This is a genomic window from Methylomonas koyamae, assembly GCF_001644025.1.
Classification (GTDB): Bacteria; Pseudomonadota; Gammaproteobacteria; order Methylococcales; family Methylomonadaceae; genus Methylomonas; species Methylomonas koyamae_A.
The window spans coordinates 1-21,713 of sequence record NZ_LUUK01000044.1; the positions used below are offsets into that span (position 1 = coordinate 1).

A 21,713-nucleotide genomic window follows, 5' to 3' on the forward strand; every position below is an offset into this window, starting at 1 on the left:
CCATCATTTCGACCGCGATGATGGCATCGTCCACTAGCAAGCCGAGCGCCAAAATCAACGCGCCCAACGAAATCTTATGCAAACCGACGCCGAACAAATGCATGAGCCAAAAGGTGATCGCCAATACCACCGGTATGCTAATGGCCACGACGATGCCGGTACGTAATCCCAGCGACATCAAGCTAACCGCCAACACGATCACGACCGCTTCCGCCAGCGATTTGACGAATTCGTTGACCGATCGCTGCACGGCTTTAGGTTGAGACGAAACCGGATGCAGTTCCAGACCGACCGGCAACTGGCTTTGAATTTGGGTGACCGCGGCGTCCAGAGCCTTGCCCAGCCGAATGATGTCGCCGCCGTCACGCATGGCGACACCGAGCAATAAGGATTCTTGACCGTTAAAACGCACCTTGTCCTTGGGCGGATCTTCGTAGCCCCTGCCGACTGTCGCGACATCGCCGAGGCGAAATTCTTGATTGTTAACCCGGAGTCTCACATCCCGCAAGGCCTCCAACTGGTCGTAGCGACCGGATACGGCGATCCGGACATGCTCGTCGGGCGAGTCGAAACTGCCGCTGCCGGTGACCAGATTTTGGGCCTGTAGGGTCTGCAGCATGCTGACCACATCGATACCCATCGTCGCCAACTTGGCATTCGACAAATCGACGTAGATACGCTGTTTTTGCTCGCCGAAAAAATCCACCTTGACGACGTCCGGCACCCGCAACAATTCGGCGCGTACCGTTTCGGCGTGCCGTTTCAATTCGGCGTAATCGTAACCCGGCCCGGTCAAGGCATATAAATTGCCGTAGACATCGCCGAATTCGTCGTTAAAGGTTGGCCCTTCGACGCCGTCGGGCAGGGTATAGCGAATATCGCCGACTTTTTTCCGCGCCTGATAAAAAATATTGGGGACTTCGCTGGGCGGCGTCGAATCAAGGGCCGACAGAAATATCAACGATTCGCCGGCTCGCGAGTAGCTGCGCAAGGTATCCAGCCACGGCACTTCCTGGAGTTTTTTCTCGAGTTTATCGGTGACCTGCCGCTCGACCTCTTCCGCGCTAGCTCCAGGCCAACCGGTTCTTATCACCATGATCTTGAACGTAAACGGCGGGTCCTCGGATTGCCCCAGCTTGGTATAAGACGCCATCCCGACCAACGTCATTACCAGCATCGCGTACAGTACCAGCGCCGGGTGGCGCAAGGCCCACTCGGACAGGTTGAATCCCTTCATGGCCGACTCCGCGACGGCACCGCTCTGACGATCTGGCCCGGCACCAAGGTCTGAACACCCGCCGCGACGACTTGCTCCCCACTTTGCAAACCCTCTAGGATCAGTACGCCATCCTCGCGGTAATCGCCGGCCCGCACCGGTCTGGGCCGCACTTCGCCATTGGCTGGATTGACGACCCAAACCACCGTCCGTCCGTCCCGCTCGGTCAACGCCGGCGTCGGCAGCAAATAGGCGGCGGTATCTTGCCGATAAAAGCGCACCCCGGCCGTCATGCCCAAGCGTACCGCCGCATCGGGATTCTGAAGCGCCACCCGCACCTGGAAGGTGCGGGTGGCGCTATCGGCGGCCGGCGCCACCTCCCTGACCCGGCCCTGATACGTCACCCCCGGATACGCCCATAAGCGGACTTCAGCCGGCGTATCGACCGCAATTCCAGCCATCCGCGACTCGGGTACCGCGATCGCTACCTCCTTGGCTTCGGCCACCGCGATCCGAACGATGGGTTCGCCAGCCGCGACAACCTGCCCCGGCTCGGCGCGGATCTCGGTCACCACGCCGTCGCGTTCGGCCAATAGATGAGTATAGCGCGACTGATTGCCGGTCACGGCGGCCTGAGCGCGTGCCTGCTTGGCGCGGGCGGCGGCGGCCTTGTACTGGGCTTCCTGAATATCCAGGGCCTGATTGGAGATAAACTTGCGGGCGTACAATTGCCGCTGCCGGTCCAATTCGGCCTGCGCCAGCGCCAGATCGGCTTCGGCGGCCCGCACTTCGGCCTGGGCGGCCTGAGTGGACAAGCCGGTATCGACCGCATCCAACTTCGCCAACATCTGACCGGCCACGACCACGGCGCCGACGTCGACGTTGCGTTCGATAATCTTGCCGGCGATCCTGAAACCCTGCACACTTTCGTATCGCGAACGAACCTCGCCGACCAGCGTGGTCGGCGCTTCGGCAGTGCGTTCCCCCACCGTCGTCACCAATGCCGGCCTGGGCGGCGGCGGCGGCGGCACCGGTTGCTCGCAGCCGATCAACATCAGCAGCGGCAACATCGCAAACAAAAACTTCATTGAATTTCCTCGAGAGGTGAAATGGCGTTGGACGGGATACGGCTTCAAGCGGAAGCGGCCATGGCCTGCAAGATGGTTTCCAGCGGCACCAACGAAATTTCGGCGCTGAACAACAAGGCGTTGTCCGCGCGAAACAGCCCGTAACATTCGTAATCCAGCGGCGTGGCGCGCAGATCGCCGAAATCGTGTTCGGCGCAATTGGCGGCCGGTTTGATCAGAATATGTAAAGCGTCGTTACTGCGTAATTCGGCCAACAGCCGCCGGTCGATGCTGATTTTGTGAGAGGTGTACACCATCGGATTACGCTCGAAGTCGTGCTGCCATTTCAACGCTTTTTCCAATAAGGCACTGGACAACAGCGCGCAAGGAAACAACTCCGGAAAGCCGACGACATCCTGAATTTCGTCGATGTATTCCGATTGATCCCGCAATGAGCCGCACAGAAAATTCTTGGCATTGCTGTTCATCATGAACTTGCGTTTCAGGAAATAGCCGTTCGGCAGAAAGCAGCGATCCGGCTGGATCCGCATCTCGCCGATGCCTAGCAAATCCGGCTTGCCCGTCACCAACGGCCGGGCGGTTTCCTTTTTAAAGCCCATCAACGCCAGGCCGCCATCGGCCTTGACCGCGATCCGGTTGCTCAGTACCGGCTCGGGTTCGAGTTTGAATTGCGACTGTTTGATCTCGACCGCCACGTGTTGACCCGGCTTGACCGCGTTGGCGAAGGTAAACTGGTAATTGCTGAAATGCAGACCGTGCTCGGCAATCAACCGCTCTTCACCCAGCTTGCGGCGGAAATCCGCCACTTTGCCCTCGACCAGCGATTCCAACTGAAACCCCATCACGATCGGACCGGCGAACGGATTCCGATTGATCCGACCCCACTTCTTACTGTCGTGAAACAGGTTGAAGTCGTCGGTGGAGTTGCGGGCGACGTCGATATGCAGCTTGCTGAAAATTTCCGAATTCATGACATCCTTGGGTTCGAGTTGGCAACGATGACTAAGCGCCGACATGCTAGCACCGATCACATCGCCGGAAAATTGGCCGGAATTGTCGCCGATCAAATCGCCGGCACGATTCCGCTAGTCGCGATCCATGGCATCGGTACGTGCGAAATCCGCGATAAGGGTACCGACGCAAGTCAAGTCGGACAGGGTAAGTTTAGCGCGAGACGCGACTCTCGTTTGTCGTTGCCGTTATTCCTCGAGGCAGCACACCTTGTTACGCCCGGTTTGCTTGGCTTGGTATAGCGCTTGGTCCGCCAGATTCAGCAAGGTATCGATGTTGACGCTGGATTCGCGCAACGTAGCGATACCGATGGACACGGTGAACCGTAACGGCAACCCCGACGCCAGCGCAATTTTGCTGGCGACGACGATGACCCGCAAGCGGTCGGCCACTTCGACCGCTTTTTGCAAACCGGTTTCAGGCAACAACACCGCAAATTCCTCGCCGCCCAAGCGGCCGGGAATGTCGATTTCGCGGAGCGTCTCGATGAAGATTTGCCCCATTTTCTGCAAAACCCTATCCCCGATCGCGTGGCCGTAAGTATCGTTAATGGCCTTGAAGCGATCGATATCCAGCATCAACACCGACAAGTGGTTGCCGTAACGCTGTACCCTGGCCAGTTCCAGTTCGGCCTGCTCCATGAAGTACCGCCGATTGGCGATACCGGTCAGATAATCCAGATGAGCCTGTCGTTCCAATTGTTCCAGCAAATGTCGGCGATCGGTGATGTCCTGTACTTGCGACACGAAGTACAAAATCCGGTCTTCGCCGTCCCGAACCGCCGAAACGCTCAGCAAAATCCAAATCAGCCGGCCGTCCTTATGAAAATAACGTTTTTCCATCTGATAGCCGGTACCGTCACCGTCCAACAGCGCTTGAACTTGACTCAAATCGGTTTGTAAATCGTCGGGATGGGTGATGTCTTGAAAAGTCAGACCCAGCAATTCCGCCTCGCTGTAACCGACGATCTTGCACAACGCGGCGTTGACTTGCATGAAACGGCCATCCGGTAAAACCAACGCCATGCCGATGGCGGCGGCGTCGAAGGTGGAGCGGAAGCGGGCATCCAGTTCCTGACGCACGGTTTCGCGCTCGCGAAGTTCGGTCACATCGTCGTAAATAGCCACCAATTCGCCGCTGGGCAATTGGTAAACGTAGTTGTCGCGCCAGCCGTCGACTCGTCCGTCCCGGTAATGCGCGGACGGAAACGCCTCGGCCCGACCCGTCGCGGCGACCCGGCGCAATACCGCCGCCAAACCGAATTCGGCGGCACCTGGAAACACCTGACTCAACGGGCGGCCTATCACTTGGTCACGCTGAATCTTGTCAATTGCCTCGGCCGCTTTATTAAAGGCCAGAAACACGAAATCGCTGGCTTCGGCGTCAATCGGCAAATACACGGCAACACCGCTGCTCATGTTTTCGAATAAGGCCTGCAAGCGCGCCTCGCTATCCGTCAATGCCTGCTTCTCGCGCTGCAACTGACTATTGCGTTCGTGCAACTCCAGGGTACGTTCCTCGACTTTTTCAGCCAGCCGCTGACTTAACGTCACTAATTCCTCGGCGGTCTGCCGCTGGCGCAAGCGATCCAGTCCGTATGCGCCGAGAATTTGCGCCAGATCGGCGTACATGCGGGTGATTTTCTCCAAACGCTCTCGAGGCACCACCGGAATCTTGGCGATGGCACGCAAATACGCTTCTTCATCGAATTTCAGATTCTGTGCTCGCTCCCGGAAATAATCGGAGTCGGGCGGCTCGGTAAAACACTGGCCGGTAAAAATATTCGCGACATGATAACCGTCGACGATAATCGGCATCGCACAGTCCACCAAACCGTTCAGGCAAGCGTAAATCGCAAACGCCTCTCCCTTCAGCAAACTGGCGGCCAATACCGTATCGCTGTCCAAACAATTGCCGCGAGTGCGGGGATCGACGCGATGATAGAGCGCGCAGGCTTCTTGCCAACCGGAGTGGGTGATAACGACGCCGTCGGTATCGATGACGGCGTTGGCGATGCCAATCAGCTCGCATAACCCGTCCATCAATGTCTGCAAACTCGCGACATCGACAAGATCGGCAAATTTTAGATTGGCAACGGCCATGGCAAAGCACCAGGAGTCGTGGATTCAGACCGAGACCAATGCTGCGCGCGGTCCGGGGCGGAGTATCTTACTCCCGCGGTGACGCCAAAGAAAAAAAATCGCCCGGCGGGAACCGGACCGAATCAGGACAGGGCTTTGGCCGCCGCTCAAGCGAATCCTAGGCCACTTTACGGTCATAAACGCGCCGCCCCAACACGGCATCCCTGACGGATTCCGCCAGCATGGTCAGACGGTAGGTGCCGGCTTCGCTAACCTTAAGCTCGCCCAAGACGGCAGCCAAATGCGCCATCGCTACGTCGTAATGCGCGTCGTCCGGATGGAATTTCATCAAACACCGATGCGCCGGACATAACAAGTTGTTCGCGCGTGCTTCCTCCGCGCGGACGACGTCCGGCAAAGGCACGAAATTCTGACCGGCCGACGTCCTGGACTTGGGACTGTCGCGTCCGAAAGCCACCGCGAAATAAGCATCCAACAGCTTGGACGCGTCTAAGTCGCTGGATAAGGCTACGTTCAAATAGGCCTTTAGTGCCTTGGCGTGTTCGGCAACCGGGCGATTGTTGAAAAATCGGTTGATCCGATAATCGTCGAGCATCTTTTCGCAAACGCGATCGACGATAGCGCCGACAAGCACGGCGTCGGAGAATTCGGAACGGGCGGAAGGCAGTCCGGAAACCACGGTAGTTGTCATAATCGTCTCCTGGCGGATTGTTGACATAAACCAGTGTTCCCGCGCCTTGCGGATTGTCAAACCGTCCCGCGACGCGCTTTCGAAATGCTGCTTTCCAACGCCGCGCGCTGCTCGGCGATGCTGTCGCACAGCCGAAACTGCGCTAGGGCGCGCCGCAAGTTGTGCAACGGATCGCTCACCTTGAAATAGCGACTGCCGTCCAGATAATCGCTGAAAAATCGCAAACCCAGCTCGAACGGAATCAACCAGATGGCCGCATACAGGCTTTCGTCGGCGGCGGCATCGATAAGATCGCCGCAGACCGTCAAATAACCGCCGAGAACGCGCCTCGCGGTGGACAGATCGAAACGGTCGCCGTCCGTATGACAACAAGAGCGCAAACAATCGCCGATGTCGTAGTGCGGCAGGCCGGGTTTGACGGTATCCAGGTCGATCAGGCCGATAATGCTATCGCTACCGGGCCGGAACAGAAAATTATTGAGCTTGGGATCGCCGTGGATCACTCGCTCGACCAACTCGCCGCGCTGTTTGGCTTGTTCCAGCACCGGAATAGCGGCGGCGTGGCGCTCGATATAAGCAACGCAATCCCGAAAGTCGGCGTCGGCGGCCACCCGTAACGGCAGCTCGAGGCGTTGCAGATACGTCTCGTAATAGGTCGGCGTAATGTGAAAGCCGGGCAAGGTATCGTGCAGCGCCTCGCCCGGCAAATCGGCACACAAGCGGTGAAACCGGGCCAGCGCCTCGCCGACGGCCGTGGCTTCGGCCGGACGGCTGAGCGCCTCTCGGCTTTCCGACGGGCCAAGATACTCCAGGGCTCGCCAGCTAAATCCCTGATCGTCGATCAAAACGTCGCCGCCGTCCGCGCCGATCAACAAGCCCGGCACACGCAATCCGCCCGCCTCGGCGCGCTTTGCGGCGTAAGCCGCCAAGCGCCGCCAATTGGCCATCACCCAATCGGGCCGAACGAACACTTCGGAATTCAAGCGTTGCAGCACGAAGCGCCCGACTGCGGTCGCAACCGAGTAAGTATCGTTGATCAGCCCGTTACCGAGCGGCTCGACGGCCAACACCGGCTGCTCGCCTGCAAAATGCTCGGCGATGCAGCGCGGACTATTCACAAGCCGCCGAGTTGGCGGCGCAGGTCTTGCAGGGCCTGGCCGCGATGGCTGACGGCATTTTTTTGCTCGGGCGCCAATTGCGCTGAAGAACTTGCGAAGGTCTCCACCCAAAACAACGGATCGTAGCCAAAGCCGTTGCCGCCGAGCGGTTCGCGTAGGATGCGCCCTTCCCAAACGCCCTGGGCGATGATAGGCGTCGGATCGTCGGCATGACGCATGAACACCATTACGCAGACAAAGCGGGCCGTGCGCTGGTGGTCGGGCACAGCCGACAGAGCATCGAGCAACTTGGCGTTGTTGTCGCTATCCGACGCAGCCGCGCCGGCGTAGCGGGCCGACAGCACACCGGGCGCTCCGCCCAGCGCATCGACGACCAAGCCGGAGTCATCGGCGATGGCCGGCAACCCGCAATGCCGCGCGGCATTGCGCGCCTTGATGATGGCATTTTCGACGAAGGTCGAACCGGTTTCCTCCGGCTCGACGACCTGAAATTGCGATTGCGGCAGAATCAAATCGTTTTGCAAAATCGCCTGAATTTCCCGAATCTTGCCGGCATTACCACTGGCCAGCACGATGGAACTCATGCGGCGGCCGGCGTCTTGGCGGCTTGCAATGCCGCTGCTTGCTTGTCCAGTAACTCGCGTATGCCGAGTTCGGCCAGCTCCAGCATCGCATTCAGTTCGTCCTTACGGAACGCATGCCCCTCGGCGGTGCCCTGAATTTCAATGAAAGCACCGGCATCGTTCATCACAACGTTCATGTCGGTTTCGGCCTGACTATCCTCGGCATAATCCAAATCCAGTACCGGCACGCCGCCGTAGATCCCGACCGAAACCGAGGCCACTTGGCCGTGCAGCGGGTTTTTCTTGATTCGTTGGGTTTTCAGCATATGTTCGATGGCGATGGACAAGGCCACGAAGCCGCCGGTAATCGACGCGGTGCGCGTGCCGCCGTCGGCCTGCAACACATCGCAATCGATGGTGATCGTGTTTTCGCCCAAGGCTTTCAGGTCGATAGCGGCACGCAGCGACCGGCCGATCAGGCGTTGAATTTCCAGGGTACGTCCGCCCTGCTTGCCACGACCGGCTTCGCGCTCCATCCGGCTGTGCGTGGAACGCGGCAACATACCGTATTCGGCGGTGATCCAGCCCTCGCCCTTGCCCTTCAGAAAGCGCGGCACGCTAGTGTCGACGCTGGCGGTACACAAGACCCGAGTATCCCCGAACTCTACCAACACAGAGCCTTCGGCATGCTTGGTGTAATTGCAGGTAAAGCGTATTTCTCTCAGTTGCTCGGGGGTGCGTCCGCTGGGTCTCATCTGGATCTGCCTTGTCGTAAAATGGCGGGATTATACGCGCTGCTACCGAAGATTTCTTAGCGCCGCCCGGGCAGCCGAAGGTAGCCGGCCAACATTCCCGAGCCGAGTCTGTGATAATAGCCGCCTGTCGAATCGCTCAACGCCCTGTCCCGTTCATGCAACGCATCCATTATTACTACGCCGGCCTGGCCGGATTTTTCGGCCTGTTTTTGTTATTGATGGCCTGGCCCACGCTGCTAGCGCCGCCCAAGCACATTCCGACGGCACTGGTATTGTTGGTCAGCGCCGGTCCATTGCTGTTGCCGATGCGCGGCTTGTTAAACCGCGACCTGAAAAGCTGCACCTGGATGAGCTACCTGAGTTTGCCGTACTTCGTGCATGGCATTATCGAAGCCTATGTCGATCCGGCTAGCCGGACCTACGCACTGGCCGAGGTCGGCTTCAGCCTGTTACTGTGTTTCGGCGCGGGGCTTTACGTCTATAAAGCCGAGAAAATCAGAGGCTAGCCGCGATGCAAGTGCCGCTTCAGTTCGAGTTCCAGAGCCATCAGACCTTCGCGAGCTATTACGCCGGCCAGAATGCCGAAATCGTCGGCCAGTTGCAAAGCCTGGCGGCACCGAACGGGGAACAGCAATTGTATATCTGGGGCGATACCGGCAGCGGCAAGAGCCATCTACTGCAGGCCTGCTGCCAACACGCCAAGGCGATCGGCATGGACCCATTTTACCTGTGCCTGACCGCGGCCCGTCTGCCGCCGCCTGCCGTACTGGAAGGCCTGGATGACATGGCGTTGGTTTGCCTGGATGACCTGCCTGTTTTAGCAGGGCGTGCCGATTGGCAGCAAGCGTTATTCAATTTCTACAATCGCCACCGCCAAAACGGACACAAACTGGTATTAGCCGCCGATTGTCCACCTAAATTTCTACCTTTCGAATTACTGGATTTGAAAACCCGAATGGGTTGGGGACTGACGTTAAAAATCCAGAGTTTGCGCGACGATCAATTAATCGCGGCCTTAAATCACAAAGCGCATTTTCTGGGTTTCGACATTCCGGCGTCGGTCGGACGGTTTTTACTGAGCCACTACGTCCACGATTTACCGGCCCTGTGGTTGTTATTGGACAAAATTGACCGAGCAACCTTGGCGGCCAAACGCAAACTGACCGTGCCGTTCCTGAAACAAATTTTGGCGGGTGAGCTATGAGCAATAAAGTATTGGTAGTGGGCAGCGGCGCGATCGGCGGCTTTTACGGCGCCTTACTGGCCAAGGCCGGTGCCGACGTGACGATGACCTGCCGTTCGGATTTCGAGACCGTCAAACGGCGAGGCTTCCGAATCGACAGCCGGGAACTGGGCAGTTGGCGGTTTTTTCCGCGGCGCCTGGTGCAACGCTCCGGCGAATACGGCGGCGAGCCGGATTTCCTGCTGCTGTGTACCAAGGTCAAACCCGATTTGGACCGGGCCGAATTGATTCGCGACGCGGTTGGCCCAAATACCGCGATCGTCTTCATTCAAAACGGCATCGACATCGAAGCGGAGTTGCAGGCCGCGTTTCCCGATAACGAACTGATCAGCGGCCTGGCCTTCGTTTGCTGTAACCGGATCGCACCGGGCGAAATTCAACATCTGGCCTACGGCCGACTGCTGTTAGGCAATATGCCGAGCGGAGTCTCGGACAAAACCCGCCGCCTGGCGGACCTGTACCGGACCAGCGGCATCGAGGCCGAAACTTGCGAAGACATCGTCGGCGGCCGTTGGCAAAAATGCGTCTGGAACGCGCCGTTCAACCCGCTGTCGGTACTGTCCGGCGGATTGGCGACTCAGACCATCCTGCAGAATCAGGAATCACTGGTCAGACGTATCATGACGGAAGTCCAAGCCATCGCCGAAGCCGCCGGCCATCCGCTGCCTGCCGACATTATCGAGCGAAATATCGCGATGACTCGAAGCATGCCGCCCTACAAAACCAGTATGTTGCTGGATTTCGAAACCGGCCAGAGTATGGAAACCGAGGCGATACTCGGCAATACTGTCCGCGCCGCCGAACGTTTGGGTTTGGATGTGCCTTGCCTGCAATCCTTATATGCGTTGATGCGCTTACGGGAACAACAGTCGGCGACGGGCCTGGGCGGAAAACACCCGTCACACAATTGACATTCCGTTTTTACCGATTTTTCGGTTAGAATGTGAAGATTTTCATTGACCTTGTCTTTGAAGAAGCCGCTCGCTGACTTCCAAGTTGCTTGGAAAGTGGAGTCCGGCCGCATACTTCGCTAGAACAGCAGCTATGTGACCCACTAAAACCGTGGCAATGGTGCTGGGGTTAAAGAATTTTTATGTCCATTTTTAGAGTATAACCATGACTGATCTATCGCTTTATAGAAACATCGGGATCTTCGCTCACGTCGATGCCGGTAAAACCACCACGACCGAGCGGATTCTCAAGCTGACCGGAAAAATCCATAAAATCGGCGAAGTACACGATGGTGCGGCGACCACAGACTTCATGGTGCAAGAGCAAGAACGCGGTATCACCATCCAATCGGCCGCGACCACCTGCATGTGGCCGGGTAGTACCAACCAGTTTCCGGCACACCGTTTCAACATCATCGACACCCCGGGCCACGTCGACTTTACGATCGAAGTGTATCGTTCGCTGAAAGTGTTGGACGGCGGTATCGGCGTATTCTGCGGCTCCGGTGGCGTTGAACCTCAATCGGAAACTAACTGGCGCTATGCGAACGACTCCAAAGTCGCTCGCGTTATCTATGTCAACAAACTGGACCGTTTGGGCGCGAACTTCTATCGCGTCGTCAAGCAAGTCGAGGACGTATTGGGTGCCAAACCAGTGGTTATGACCCTGCCGATCGGCGAGGAAGAAAACTTTGTCGGTGTGATCGACTTATTGACCCGCAAAGCCTGGATTTGGGATAACTCCGGCGACCCGTTGAAATATGAAATCCAAGACGTGCCGGCCGATATGGTCGAGCAAGTCGAAGAATGGCGCGCCAAACTGATCGACCAAGTCGCCGATCAAGACGACGACATCATGGAAAAATATCTGGAAGGCGAAGAGCCGACCATCGAAGAAATCAAAAAGTGTATCCGCAAGGGCACCATCGCGATGGATTTCTTCCCAACCTTTTGCGGCTCTTCGTTCAAAAACAAAGGCGTGCAATTGGTATTGGACGGCGTCGTCGAATACCTGCCGAACCCGACCGAAGTCAATCCGCAACCGGAAACCGACATCGAAGGCGTGCCAACCGGCGAACACGCGATTGTCGACCCCGAGCGCCCATTCCGCGGCCTGGTGTTCAAAATCATGGACGACCGTTTCGGTGCGCTGAACTTCGTACGTATTTATTCCGGCAAACTGAAAAAAGGCGACACCGTCTTGAACACCTACACCGGCAAAACCGAGCGGGTAGGCCGGATGGTGGAAATGCACGCCGACGACCGTAACGAAATCGAAACCGCGCAAGCCGGTGACATCGTCGCGCTGATCGGTTTGAAAAGCGTGCAAACCGGTCACACCTTGTGCGATCCGGACAAACCGGCCACATTGGAGCCAATGGTATTCCCTGACCCCGTTATCTCGATTGCGATTTCGCCGAAAGACAAGGGCAGCAACGAGAAAATGGGCATCGCGATCGGCAAAATGGTCGCCGAAGACCCGTCTTTCCGCGTCGAAACCGACCAGGAATCCGGCGAAACCATCATCAAAGGCATGGGCGAGCTGCACTTAGACATTAAAGTGGACATCCTGAAACGGACCCACGGTGTCGAAGTGAACGTCGGTAAACCACAGGTGGCTTACCGCGAAACCATCACCAAACGTATCGAAGACGAATACGTCCACAAAAAACAATCCGGCGGTTCAGGGCAATACGCGAAAATCAACTACATCATCGAACCCGGCGAACCCGGCAGCGGCTTCCAATTCGAATCCTCGGTTGTCGGCGGTAACGTACCTCGCGAATACTGGCCAGCCGTCGAAAAAGGTTTCAAAGCCAGTATCGAGAAAGGTGTATTGGCGGGCTTCCCTTGCTTGGACTTCAAAGTCAACCTGACCGACGGTGCGTTCCACGCGGTTGACTCGTCATCCATCGCGTTCGAAATCGCCGCCCGCGCCGCGTATCGTCAATCGATTCCGAAAGCCGGTCCGCAATTGCTGGAACCGATCATGAAAGTCGACGTGTTCACACCGGAAGCACACGTGGGCGACGTGATCGGCGACTTGAACCGCCGCCGCGGCATGATCAAATCCCAAGATCCAGGCGTCACCGGCGTTCGCATCAAAGCGGACGTACCGCTGAGCGACATGTTCGGTTACATCGGCGACTTGCGGACGATGACCTCCGGTCGCGGCCAATTCTCGATGGAATTCTCGCATTACATCGCCTGCCCGAAAAACGTGGCCGACGAAGTGATCAAGGAAGTCAACGAACGCAACAAAAACAAAGACAAGTAAACAGTGGGGCTGCCCCGAGACCGCAAGGTCTCCGAGCAGCCTTTTTTGCGATTTGGCCGCCTGTCTTTCAGGCGTCTCTTTAACGATAAAGCTTGCGCGATGTACGTCAGCTTAATCCCGCACCCCACTTTGGGAGAACACTATGGCATTTGTAATTACCGAAAACTGCATCAAATGCAAATATACCGATTGCGTCGACGTATGCCCTGTCGACTGCTTTCACGAAGGACCCAACTTTCTGGTTATCGATCCGGACGAATGCATCGATTGCACGCTGTGCGAACCGGAATGCCCGGCCGGTGCGATTCACGCCGAAGATGAGCTGCCGGAAGGCCAAGAGCACTTCGCGGCGTTGAACGCCGAATTGGCCAAAACCTGGCCGTTGATCACAGAAGTCAAGGACGCGATGCCGGACGCCGACGAATGGAACGGCAAGCCGGACAAATTTAAATTGCTGGAAAAATAATCCGTTACGGGATACAGGGAGCGCCGCGACATCGCTGGCGCTCCCCGCCAACAACGTAGGCTAACGCTTTAAAGCATCAAATCTCGCCTTTCTCGACGACCGGCATGATCCAATAATGGATACCCGAGCCGGCGAACTCCGCCTTTAAGCGCTCCAAAAGCGCGGAAATCACAATTTTTTCCGAGTAAATCTGAAAACTGGTATTTCTGGGCTCTGCTTCGTCATGCTCGCTCGGCAGCTTGACGATTTTGTGACTGGCCGCGTCCCCGTTCAAGCGCATGGTTTCGAACTCGTCCAAACACTCCATCACCGCCGCTTCCATATCGCCGGGCACGACAAACGAAATCGAAAACTGCTGATGCTGTAGCGTGTTGACAAAGTCGTCCTCGCTATTGAATCGATCCGACGCATTTTTGACGACTTGCAGAAATTTGCCGCGCCGCCGGTCTCCCTTGCGTTTTTCGACAAATTCGTTATCGGCTCGCTGATGCTGCCGGGGATCGTTATACCAACTGCGATGGTAATAAGGTCTAACGACCACCATCCGGCCGTTGAAGCGCCGGTTTTTCAAACCCTTGATGACCCGCTGCACGGTCAACTCCGAATCCAGCGTCACCAAGCCGTGATACTCCATGGAACCGAAGCGACTGTCTTGCAGTGCCAGAATCTGCACGTCCACTATCCGGCCCGGCTTCAGGAAAAAGCCGCTTTTCAAGGCAGGACTAATGAATTCGGTAATTTCAGAGTGTCTGGTGTTGGCCGGAATTCTTCTCAGAAATATGTTCATCGGTTCGCTTGCAAAGTGACAGGGTCGGTTTTTTAAACATACGAGACAACTGTAGCATTCCGTACTGAATTCTGCATACCTCGCGGTCAGATTTTTCCGCGCTCCAATGCCGGCAACAACCAATACTTTAAGCCGGCGCCCGCGAAGTCCGCTTTTAGCTTAGTCAATAACCCGGAAATGTTGGTTTTTTCGATAAAAATTTGAAAGCGGACCTTGCGCCGATAACCGCTGACCTGCTCGGCCAGCGACAGGCCCTGGTCGTCCGCGTCGTGGATATTCGCCGGCATACAGGAAAAACTTTGCCGCCACGCCAACGCCAATAAAAAGTCCACGAATTGCTCCTCCAAATCCGGTGGAACGTCGACCATTAGCAGATAAGCCTCATGATTCATTCAGCGGTCTCCTCGCCGCACCCGTAAGCACGATATAGTATTGGCAACAAAATCAGCGTGAGTAGCGTCGACGACACCAGCCCTCCGGTGACCACGATGGCCAAGGGCCGTTGCACTTCCGAGCCAGGCCCCGAGGCGAACAATAGCGGAATCAAGCCGAACGCGGCGATACTAGCCGTCATTAGCACCGGACGCAGCCTACGGCAAGAACCGACAATCACGACGCGCGACAATTCCATACCGGTCGCGCATAGCTGATTAAAGTAACTGACCATCACCACGCCATTCAATACCGCGATACCGAGCAGCGCGATAAAACCCACCGAGGCCGGCACCGACAAATATTCCCCGGATAACCACAGTCCGAACACGCCGCCCACCATCGCCAACGGAATGTTAGACAACACCAGTAAGGCTTGCCGCACCGAACCGAAGGTCGAAAACAGTAATAGGAAGATCAAGCCAAGCGCCAACGGGATCACCAAACCGAGCCGGGCTGCGGCGCGTTGTTGGTTCTCGAACTGACCGCCGAATTCGACGTGAAAACCGGTCGGCAGTCGGACACGTTCCGCGACCGTCTTGCGAGCCTCTTCGACGAAACCGACCAGATCGCGCTCTTCGACATTGCAGCGAATCACGACAAAACGCTGGCCTTTTTCCCGATCTATCGACACCACGCCTTCTACCGCTTCGATTTTCGCTACCGCCGAAATCGGTATGTGGCTGCCGCTCGGCAGCGTAATTTGCAAATTATCGAAATTCGCGGTGTTGCTGGCGCCGCGCAGTAACAGAGGTGTGCGCTTGACGCCTTCTTGAACGATGCCGAGCTGCAAACCTTCTATCTGCGCTCTGAGCAGATTCTCGATGCCTTCGGCATCCAAACCGTAGCGACCGGCGGCCGACCGGTCGATTTTCAATTGCAGAAATTGCATGCCTTCGTTCTTGCGAGTGAAGACGTCGCTGGCGCCGGGTATTGTCTTCAATACCGCTTCGATTTCCTCCGCCTTATGATTCAATACATTCAGATCGCTGCCGAACAGCTTGATCGCCACGTCGCCGCGCGTACCGGTCAACATCTCGGAAACCCGCATTTCGATGGGCTGGGTAAAGCCGAACGCAATACCCGGCGTGTGCGGCATGACCTTGCGGATTTCCTCGATCAGCGCTTCCTTGGTATGCATCCGCCATTCGGCTTTCGGTTTCAGAATTAAAAAGGTATCCGTGTCGTTGAGGCTCATCGGATCCAAACCCAATTCGTCGGTGCCGACCCTGGACACCACGTGAGCCACTTCCGGAACATGCTCGAGAATGTTTTTCTGCACCCGCACATCCAGCGCCACCGAATCCGCCAACGTAATCGACGGCAATTTTTCGAGTTGCACGATAATGTCGCCTTCGTCCATCGTCGGTATGAAAGTGCTGCCGATTCGACTGAAAACCAGTAGCGTTGCCAGCAATAATCCTCCCGCGACGATAAACACCGTTTTGGCGTTCGCCAAACACCACGCCAACACCGGCTGATACAAAGCCAGTAATTTACGCGGCAGCCAAGGCTCTTCGTGCGACACATTCTTCAACAGAAACGAGGCCAACACCGGAATCACCGTCAGCGACAACAACAAGGAACCGCTCAGCGCGAACACGATCGTCATCGCGACCGGGCCGAACAATTTGCCTTCCAGCCCTTGCAGCGTCAACAACGGCAAAAATACGATGACAATGATCAGGATGCCCGACGTCACCGGCGCGGCGACTTCCCGGGTCGCCCGATAAATCAGGTGCAGGCGCGGCAAACGCTCGGCTTTACGATGGTCGGCGAGTTGGGTAATGATGTTTTCGACAACCACGACGGCACCGTCCACCAGCATGCCGATCGCAATCGCCAAGCCGCCCAGACTCATTAGATTGGCCGACATGCCGAAGGCCTGCATCAGGATAAACGTTATCAGCGCCGCCATCGGCAGTGCCAAGGCCACGGTTACAGCGGCCCGCAAATCGCCCAGAAACACAATCAGCAGAATCACGACCAGGACGATCGCTTCGAGCAGCGCCTGGGATACGGTCGCGACCGCCTTGCCGACCAACACGCCCCGGTTGTAAAACACATTGATCTTGACGCCTTCAGGCAAACTGGGCTGCAATTGCGCCAATTTCTCCTCTAGCAGCGCGATGGTCTGCCGAGCATTGGCGCCGCGTAAGCCCAGCACCACCGCGGTGACCGCCTCGCCGAGTCCATCCTTACTGACCGCGCCGTAACGGGTCAGCGCGCCTATCCTGATTTCGGCGACATCTTCTATTTTGACCGGCAGACCGTCGCGCTCGGCGACCACTATCGTCGCGATGTCGTGCTCGTCGCGAATCCGGCCTTCCGCACGGACGATCAGTGCCTCCTCGCCCTCGGTCAAGCGCCCCGCGCCATCGTTGGCATTGTTTTTCTTCAAGGCCGCGCTGAGTTGTGCGATGTCGATATGGCGTGCCGCCATTCGAATGTTGTCCGGCACCACTTCGAAGCTGCGAACCTCGCCGCCCAAGGCGTTGACATCCGCCACGCCCTTAACGGTCCGCAAGGCCGGCCGTATCGTCCAATCGAGCAGCTCGCGGCGCTGCATCAAACTTAAATCGCCGCCTTCGATCGCGAACATGAACATCTCGCCGAGCGGCGTCGTCATTGGCGCGATACCGCCCTGAACCCCTTCCGGCAAGTTGCCCCAAATCCCGTTCAGCCGCTCCGCCACCTGTTGCCGCGCCCAATAAATATCGGTGCCTTCCTCGAAATCGAGCGTAATATCGGTGATCGCGTACTTGGCTAGCGAGCGCAGCATGACTTGGTGGGGAATGCCCAGCAACTCGACTTCGACGGGCGCGGTAATTCTGGCTTCGACCTCTTCCGGTGTCATGCCGTTGGCCTTGACGATAATTTTGACCTGAGTTGGCGACACCTCCGGAAACGCGTCGATCGGGATATTGGTGAACGCGTAATAGCCGCCGCCGGTCAGCAACGCGACCGCCAGCATGACCAACAGGCGCTGGATCAGCGCAAAGCGGATCAAGCCGGCCATTATTCGTCGCCCCCTAAACCCAACCAGTTAGCCTTCAACGCCACCGCGCCCTTGACGGCTATTTGCTCGTTACCGGTCAACGGGCCGTTAACCAAAGTCACATCGGCTTGTTTACCAGCCACGCTGACCTCGGTCACCGCGAAGCCTTCGGCATTGCGCACGAATACATAACTATGGCCTTCGTTTTGCGCCAACGCGGTATTCGGTACCCGGAAACCGGTCTGACCACCGCCCAGCAGTTTGACGTTGACGCTTTGACCGACGCGTAAGCCCTCGGCCTTGCCATCGAGCACGGCCCGGGCGGCGACGGTTTGGTTATCTCGGTTGACGCTTTGGCCCAGCAAAGCAACGCGGGCGACGATACCGCTATCTTCGACGCCGACGCTGTCGCCAATCTTGACCTGCCCCATCCGTTCTTGCGGAATATTGATTTCCAGCCACAATTGCGAGAGATCGGCGACCCGGAACAGCGGCGTCTGCATATCCAATCGACTGCCCAACACCACCAGCCGTTCCAATACCACGCCATCCAGCGGAGAGCGGATCGCCAGTTGGTTATTCAAGCGCTTGGTTTTCGCCAGTTGCTTAATTTCGCCAACCGACATGCCCGCAAGCTCGAGCAATTGTCTGGTTTCATCGGCCTTGGCCGATTTGCTGCCATGCAACACTTCGGTTTCTTGCAAACGCCGTTCGGCGATCACGCCTTCCTGCAATAACTTTTGGTCGCGCCCTTGCTCGATATCGGCCAAATTATGCTCGCTACCGGCCGTCAAATAAGCCTGTTGCAAACCAACCAACTCCGGGCTGTTCAACGTGGCCAGCACCTGCCCCTTGACCACCCGATCGCCAATATTGACGTGAATTTTAGTGACCAGACCCGCCACGCTGCTGGCGACCAGCGCTTCGCGATCGGCCGGCACAGTCACGCGCGCCGGCGCGTAAAACAGCGGGATGTTCGAGCCGGCGGCAAGAGGCGCCACTCGCACATCCAGATTGTCGATTTGCTGTTGGGACATGCGAATTTGCGAGAGTTCCGCGCTCGCCTGTCCGCAAGACACGATAAAAAAACCGCACAAAAACATCGATCTCACGGCGCTACTCCTACTGCCTGATTATAAAAGGCGATATTGCGTTCCAACTTGACCTCTTGCAGCTTGGCGTTACGAATCGCCTCCAAGGCTCTGGCTTGAATTTTTAACAAATCCAGCAGGTTGATCTCGCCGGCCGAGAAACTGATCTCGGTCATCTTCAAATGGGTTTCGGCGATGTCTTTCAGTTCGTTGGCAATGGCCAGTTCCGCGCGGGTCACTTCCAGCGCATGCTCGGCTTCGTGCAAATTCTTTTCGAGCTGCCGGTACAAATGTTCGCGTTGGGCCATCGCATTGTTCAACTCCAGATTAGCCTTGGCGATTTCCGGCGCGTTGTAAGCATCGCCACCAAACAGCATGACGACGTTCACACCCACGCTTTCGACATTCTGCCCGCCCCGGCCGTCGCGTTGGCTCTTTGCGCCTACGCCTAGTTTCGGCTGGTTGATCGGATCGGTCGTGCGTATCCATTCGACCTCGGCGCGCCGCCGCTCGATGATGGCGTTGATGGCATCCAACATCGGATGATCGTTGGCGACCGTGGTAATCTCGCTCTGGCGTTCGCGATAGCTACTCGGCACCTTGGTCAGTGTCGTGAGATTGGTGTAGGCCTTGCGGCTGTGCATGACTTCGGCTTCCGCCTGCGTCACCAGCGCCCGATTTTGCAAATATTCGCCCTTGGCCAAAAGCAAGTCGGCGCGCGGCAAATCGCCCAGCTCGACCCGGCGCTCGACCTTTTTCATCAATTGCTCGGAGATCGATAGCGCGTTTTGCGCCTGCTGCAAGCCGATGTTGGCAATTTCCATATTCCACAAGGCATCGCGCACCAGCCGAACGACTTCCAACTTAACCGCTGCCAGTTGTTTTTGCGCGGCCGCGCCGGCGCGATCCGCCACGACCTGACCTGCTTCGCGCTGCCCCCATTTCCAGGTGGTGATCTCCACTTGGGCCGACGCTTCCCGCGAACCCAGATCGTCGGCGATCCGATCATCCATGTAACCCAATTGCAAGGCCGTGGAACCCGCCACCCAGCTGTCGCTACGCTCGGTCAGAGCCTCGGCCTCCTGGCTCAAGGCCTCGCTGATCAAGCGGTCGGGGTATTTTTCCAAGGTTTGTTCGATCAAGCCCGGTAAACTCAGTTGCGGATCGGTTTCTATCGGATCGAGATGCTCGACGATCATCGGCCCCGCCGACATTGCGTGAACGGGCGGCGGTAACTCAGTGGCCGGCGGCTCCGCCCAACACGCGCCAGCTGACAACAACGCGCCGAACAACGCGTTTGGAATATGACGAAATCCGGTCATATTTTTCTCCGAAAATGTAGGTATGCAGAAATCCAGAATACCCGATTTGAAACGGGTGAGCGCCAAAATACCGAGCTTGGCCGAAGCAAGCCGGACGTCAGCGCGACGTTTGACTAATCAACAGGGAGGCGCGCGAGAAGAATGGAGACTAACACCGGGCTGGATGAGTTCCGGAGGGGGATCGAGACGACGGAATACCAAAGTCGCAGACGCTAGCGGTGCTGGGCCGAATATCGACGTGTCGAACGCATGGGAAAGGTTATCGGCGTAAAATAACGGTAAATTGAGCTTAATTGCCGAACCGACTTCAACCACGGCACTTTGCGCATGGAGCTCGTGATGGATATGGGCCAGCACTTCGTCGGCGTTCGCGGCACGCCATTGCTCGAATTCATGCAAATGCCAGCCGCCGACACCGACTTCATCGCCGACATGCGCATGCACCAGCGGGGCTACCAATTGCAGCAACACCAAAAACACCACGAGAAACCGACGCAAGAATGCAACCATTTTAATGTTTAATACTCTGTATGATGGCGGATTCAGGTAAGCTCGGGTTGTTGCCGTTGGCACGAACCGTTATTCTACTTGAAAAAGACGATCTTACCCCGACTATCGGCATAGACTTCAATCAACACCAGGTAAACCACAACATGAACAACAAAACGCGTACTTTAGCCGGCTTGCTGATCGCAATGGCCTTGGCGTTCGGCGGCATTGACGCGGCCCACGCCAAGCGCATGGGCGGCGGCAAATCGTTCGGCAGTAAACCCAGTTACAGCACGCCGTACCAGCGTCCCACACCCAGCGCGCCGACCAGCCAACCTATCCGCTCGCCGGCTCAGCAACAAGCCGCCGCGCAAAATCAGGCCGCCCGGCAAAACTGGGCCGGACGTGGTGGCCTGATGGGTATGCTGGGCGGATTGGCGTTGGGCGGCTTGCTCGGTTCGATGTTCTTCGGAGGCGCCTTCGAGGGTCTCAATTTGATGGATATCGCGCTATTCGCCGGCCTCGCCTTCCTCCTGTACCGGCTGTTCGCCGCCAAATCCGCGCGCCAGCCCGCCGTTGAAGGCGCGCATGCCCGCGAAGCTTACCCGCCCCAAGCAGATCCGGCGGACTACCGACAACCCGCGCAAAGCACGGCCGGTTTCAACACCGATTTATTATTCGGCAAGGGCAAGGCAGTCGGTAGCGCTCCGGCGCCGCAAGCCTTCGACGCCGGCAACCTGCCGGCCGGTTTCGACGCGAAAGTCTTTCTGAACGGCGCGCAAAACGTCTATCGACATTTGCAAGCGGCCTGGGACAACCGGGATCTGGCGGAAATCCGCAGCCTCACTACCGATAAAGTGTTCGCCGAGATACAGGAGCAGCTGCGCGCTTCCGGCGAAACCCACAGCACCGAAGTGCTGGCGCTGACCGCTGAATTACTGGATGTCCGGGAAGTCGGTAGCGAACTGGAAGCCTCGGTGCTATTCGATGCCACGATCCGCGAAAACGGCGGTCAAGCGAACCCCGTAAGGGAAGCCTGGCATTTTACCAAACCGAAATTCAGTAATGAGCCGCGCTGGTATCTGGACGGTATCCAGCAAATCGAGAATTGAG

20 protein-coding genes are annotated in these 21,713 nt (G+C 57.2%); 6 read left to right on the forward strand and 14 right to left on the reverse strand.

Annotated features, from left to right (window positions below; all coding sequences use genetic code 11):
* The 8 genes from A1355_RS04190 to rph form a co-directional block, all read right to left on the reverse strand.
* The coding region (locus A1355_RS04190) for an efflux RND transporter permease subunit (protein ID WP_197471715.1) at positions 1-1,237 on the reverse strand (1,237 nt) is incomplete at its 3' end.
* On the reverse strand, positions 1,234-2,304 hold the full coding sequence (locus A1355_RS04195; RefSeq protein ID WP_064025301.1) for an efflux RND transporter periplasmic adaptor subunit: 1,071 nt from the start codon (positions 2,302-2,304) through the stop codon (positions 1,234-1,236). The genes A1355_RS04195 and A1355_RS04190, both read right to left, overlap by 4 nt.
* Positions 2,305-2,348: 44 nt before the next feature.
* Positions 2,349-3,320 (reverse strand): hypothetical protein, encoded by a 972-nt coding sequence (locus tag A1355_RS04200; RefSeq protein WP_082885354.1) that lies wholly within the window; start codon positions 3,318-3,320, stop codon positions 2,349-2,351.
* Positions 3,321-3,503: 183 nt separating this feature from the next.
* Entirely contained in the window at positions 3,504-5,417 is a 1,914-nt protein-coding gene (locus tag A1355_RS24350) for a diguanylate cyclase (RefSeq protein ID WP_082885353.1), read from the reverse strand.
* A 157-nt stretch (positions 5,418-5,574) separates the two neighbouring features.
* On the reverse strand, positions 5,575-6,108 hold the full coding sequence (locus tag A1355_RS04210; protein WP_064025303.1) for a hypothetical protein: 534 nt from the start codon (positions 6,106-6,108) through the stop codon (positions 5,575-5,577).
* Positions 6,109-6,164: 56 nt separating this feature from the next.
* On the reverse strand, positions 6,165-7,226 hold the full coding sequence (locus tag A1355_RS04215) for a phosphotransferase enzyme family protein (RefSeq protein ID WP_064025305.1): 1,062 nt from the start codon (positions 7,224-7,226) through the stop codon (positions 6,165-6,167).
* Positions 7,223-7,810: an RdgB/HAM1 family non-canonical purine NTP pyrophosphatase gene (gene rdgB, locus A1355_RS04220; protein ID WP_064025307.1), complete on the reverse strand. Its 588-nt coding sequence runs from the start codon at positions 7,808-7,810 to the stop codon at positions 7,223-7,225. Before rdgB ends, A1355_RS04215 begins: the two co-directional genes overlap by 4 nt.
* Complete coding sequence (gene rph / locus A1355_RS04225) at positions 7,807-8,544, reverse strand: ribonuclease PH (protein WP_064025309.1); 738 nt, start codon at positions 8,542-8,544, stop codon at positions 7,807-7,809. Before rph ends, rdgB begins: the two co-directional genes overlap by 4 nt.
* A gap of 155 nt (positions 8,545-8,699) precedes the next feature.
* Here rph and A1355_RS04230 point away from each other — a divergent pair, with 155 nt between their 5' ends.
* From A1355_RS04230 to fdxA, 5 genes are all read left to right on the forward strand, one after another.
* The gene (locus A1355_RS04230; protein WP_064025311.1) at positions 8,700-9,050 is read left to right on the forward strand and encodes a DUF2069 domain-containing protein; all 351 of its coding nucleotides are present in this window, start codon (positions 8,700-8,702) and stop codon (positions 9,048-9,050) included.
* A 5-nt stretch (positions 9,051-9,055) separates the two neighbouring features.
* Complete coding sequence (gene hda, locus A1355_RS04235) at positions 9,056-9,748, forward strand: DnaA regulatory inactivator Hda (RefSeq protein WP_064025313.1); 693 nt, start codon at positions 9,056-9,058, stop codon at positions 9,746-9,748.
* Complete coding sequence (locus A1355_RS04240) at positions 9,745-10,698, forward strand: ketopantoate reductase family protein (protein ID WP_064025315.1); 954 nt, start codon at positions 9,745-9,747, stop codon at positions 10,696-10,698. Before hda ends, A1355_RS04240 begins: the two co-directional genes overlap by 4 nt.
* Positions 10,699-10,903: 205 nt before the next feature.
* Positions 10,904-13,015 (forward strand): elongation factor G, encoded by a 2,112-nt coding sequence (gene fusA, locus A1355_RS04245; protein ID WP_064025317.1) that lies wholly within the window; start codon positions 10,904-10,906, stop codon positions 13,013-13,015.
* A gap of 142 nt (positions 13,016-13,157) precedes the next feature.
* On the forward strand, positions 13,158-13,481 hold the full coding sequence (fdxA, locus tag A1355_RS04250) for a ferredoxin FdxA (protein WP_064025319.1): 324 nt from the start codon (positions 13,158-13,160) through the stop codon (positions 13,479-13,481).
* Positions 13,482-13,557: 76 nt separating this feature from the next.
* On the opposite strand, the gene A1355_RS04255 is transcribed toward fdxA, so the two are convergent.
* The 6 genes from A1355_RS04255 to A1355_RS25025 all read right to left on the reverse strand — a co-directional run bounded on the left by A1355_RS04255 (position 13,558) and on the right by A1355_RS25025 (position 20,621).
* A complete protein-coding gene (locus A1355_RS04255) occupies positions 13,558-14,268 on the reverse strand; it encodes a DUF3240 family protein (RefSeq protein ID WP_064025322.1) in 711 nt (236 codons plus the stop codon).
* An 86-nt stretch (positions 14,269-14,354) separates the two neighbouring features.
* Positions 14,355-14,660, reverse strand: coding sequence for a DUF3240 family protein (locus A1355_RS04260; protein ID WP_064025324.1), 306 nt, complete (start codon positions 14,658-14,660; stop codon positions 14,355-14,357).
* A complete protein-coding gene (locus A1355_RS04265) occupies positions 14,657-17,719 on the reverse strand; it encodes an efflux RND transporter permease subunit (protein WP_064025326.1) in 3,063 nt (1,020 codons plus the stop codon). Before A1355_RS04265 ends, A1355_RS04260 begins: the two co-directional genes overlap by 4 nt.
* Entirely contained in the window at positions 17,719-18,801 is a 1,083-nt protein-coding gene (locus A1355_RS04270; protein WP_064025328.1) for an efflux RND transporter periplasmic adaptor subunit, read from the reverse strand. The genes A1355_RS04265 and A1355_RS04270 overlap by 1 nt, the downstream gene beginning before the upstream one ends.
* Positions 18,802-18,806: 5 nt before the next feature.
* Positions 18,807-20,111: a TolC family protein gene (locus A1355_RS04275; protein ID WP_064025330.1), complete on the reverse strand. Its 1,305-nt coding sequence runs from the start codon at positions 20,109-20,111 to the stop codon at positions 18,807-18,809.
* A 117-nt stretch (positions 20,112-20,228) separates the two neighbouring features.
* Positions 20,229-20,621 carry a hypothetical protein gene (locus A1355_RS25025; RefSeq protein ID WP_157197747.1) on the reverse strand — a complete coding sequence of 131 codons (393 nt, stop codon included), beginning with the start codon at positions 20,619-20,621 and terminating at the stop codon, positions 20,229-20,231.
* A 143-nt stretch (positions 20,622-20,764) separates the two neighbouring features.
* Here A1355_RS25025 and A1355_RS04285 point away from each other — a divergent pair, with 143 nt between their 5' ends.
* Positions 20,765-21,712, forward strand: a complete 948-nt coding sequence (locus A1355_RS04285) for a Tim44 domain-containing protein (protein ID WP_064025383.1) — start codon at positions 20,765-20,767, stop codon at positions 21,710-21,712.
* The last annotated feature ends 1 nt before the right edge of the window (position 21,713 follow it).

Bases quoted from the DNA above. Each gene is read 5' to 3' on its own strand.
- A1355_RS04195 (WP_064025301.1), bottom strand. From the start codon at position 2,304: ATGAAGTTTTTGTTTGCGATGTTGCCGCTGCTGATGTTGATCGGCTGC.
- A1355_RS04200 (WP_082885354.1), bottom strand. From the start codon at position 3,320: ATGTCGGCGCTTAGTCATCGTTGCCAACTCGAACCCAAGGATGTCATG.
- A1355_RS24350 (WP_082885353.1), bottom strand. From the start codon at position 5,417: ATGGCCGTTGCCAATCTAAAATTTGCCGATCTTGTCGATGTCGCGAGT.
- A1355_RS04210 (WP_064025303.1), bottom strand. From the start codon at position 6,108: ATGACAACTACCGTGGTTTCCGGACTGCCTTCCGCCCGTTCCGAATTC.
- rdgB (WP_064025307.1), bottom strand. From the start codon at position 7,810: ATGAGTTCCATCGTGCTGGCCAGTGGTAATGCCGGCAAGATTCGGGAA.
- rph (WP_064025309.1), bottom strand. From the start codon at position 8,544: ATGAGACCCAGCGGACGCACCCCCGAGCAACTGAGAGAAATACGCTTT.
- A1355_RS04230 (WP_064025311.1), top strand. From the start codon at position 8,700: ATGCAACGCATCCATTATTACTACGCCGGCCTGGCCGGATTTTTCGGC.
- hda (WP_064025313.1), top strand. From the start codon at position 9,056: ATGCAAGTGCCGCTTCAGTTCGAGTTCCAGAGCCATCAGACCTTCGCG.
- A1355_RS04240 (WP_064025315.1), top strand. From the start codon at position 9,745: ATGAGCAATAAAGTATTGGTAGTGGGCAGCGGCGCGATCGGCGGCTTT.
- fusA (WP_064025317.1), top strand. From the start codon at position 10,904: ATGACTGATCTATCGCTTTATAGAAACATCGGGATCTTCGCTCACGTC.
- fdxA (WP_064025319.1), top strand. From the start codon at position 13,158: ATGGCATTTGTAATTACCGAAAACTGCATCAAATGCAAATATACCGAT.
- A1355_RS04255 (WP_064025322.1), bottom strand. From the start codon at position 14,268: ATGAACATATTTCTGAGAAGAATTCCGGCCAACACCAGACACTCTGAA.
- A1355_RS04260 (WP_064025324.1), bottom strand. From the start codon at position 14,660: ATGAATCATGAGGCTTATCTGCTAATGGTCGACGTTCCACCGGATTTG.
- A1355_RS04265 (WP_064025326.1), bottom strand. From the start codon at position 17,719: ATGGCCGGCTTGATCCGCTTTGCGCTGATCCAGCGCCTGTTGGTCATG.
- A1355_RS04270 (WP_064025328.1), bottom strand. From the start codon at position 18,801: ATGTTTTTGTGCGGTTTTTTTATCGTGTCTTGCGGACAGGCGAGCGCG.
- A1355_RS04275 (WP_064025330.1), bottom strand. From the start codon at position 20,111: ATGACCGGATTTCGTCATATTCCAAACGCGTTGTTCGGCGCGTTGTTG.
- A1355_RS25025 (WP_157197747.1), bottom strand. From the start codon at position 20,621: ATGGTTGCATTCTTGCGTCGGTTTCTCGTGGTGTTTTTGGTGTTGCTG.
- A1355_RS04285 (WP_064025383.1), top strand. From the start codon at position 20,765: ATGAACAACAAAACGCGTACTTTAGCCGGCTTGCTGATCGCAATGGCC.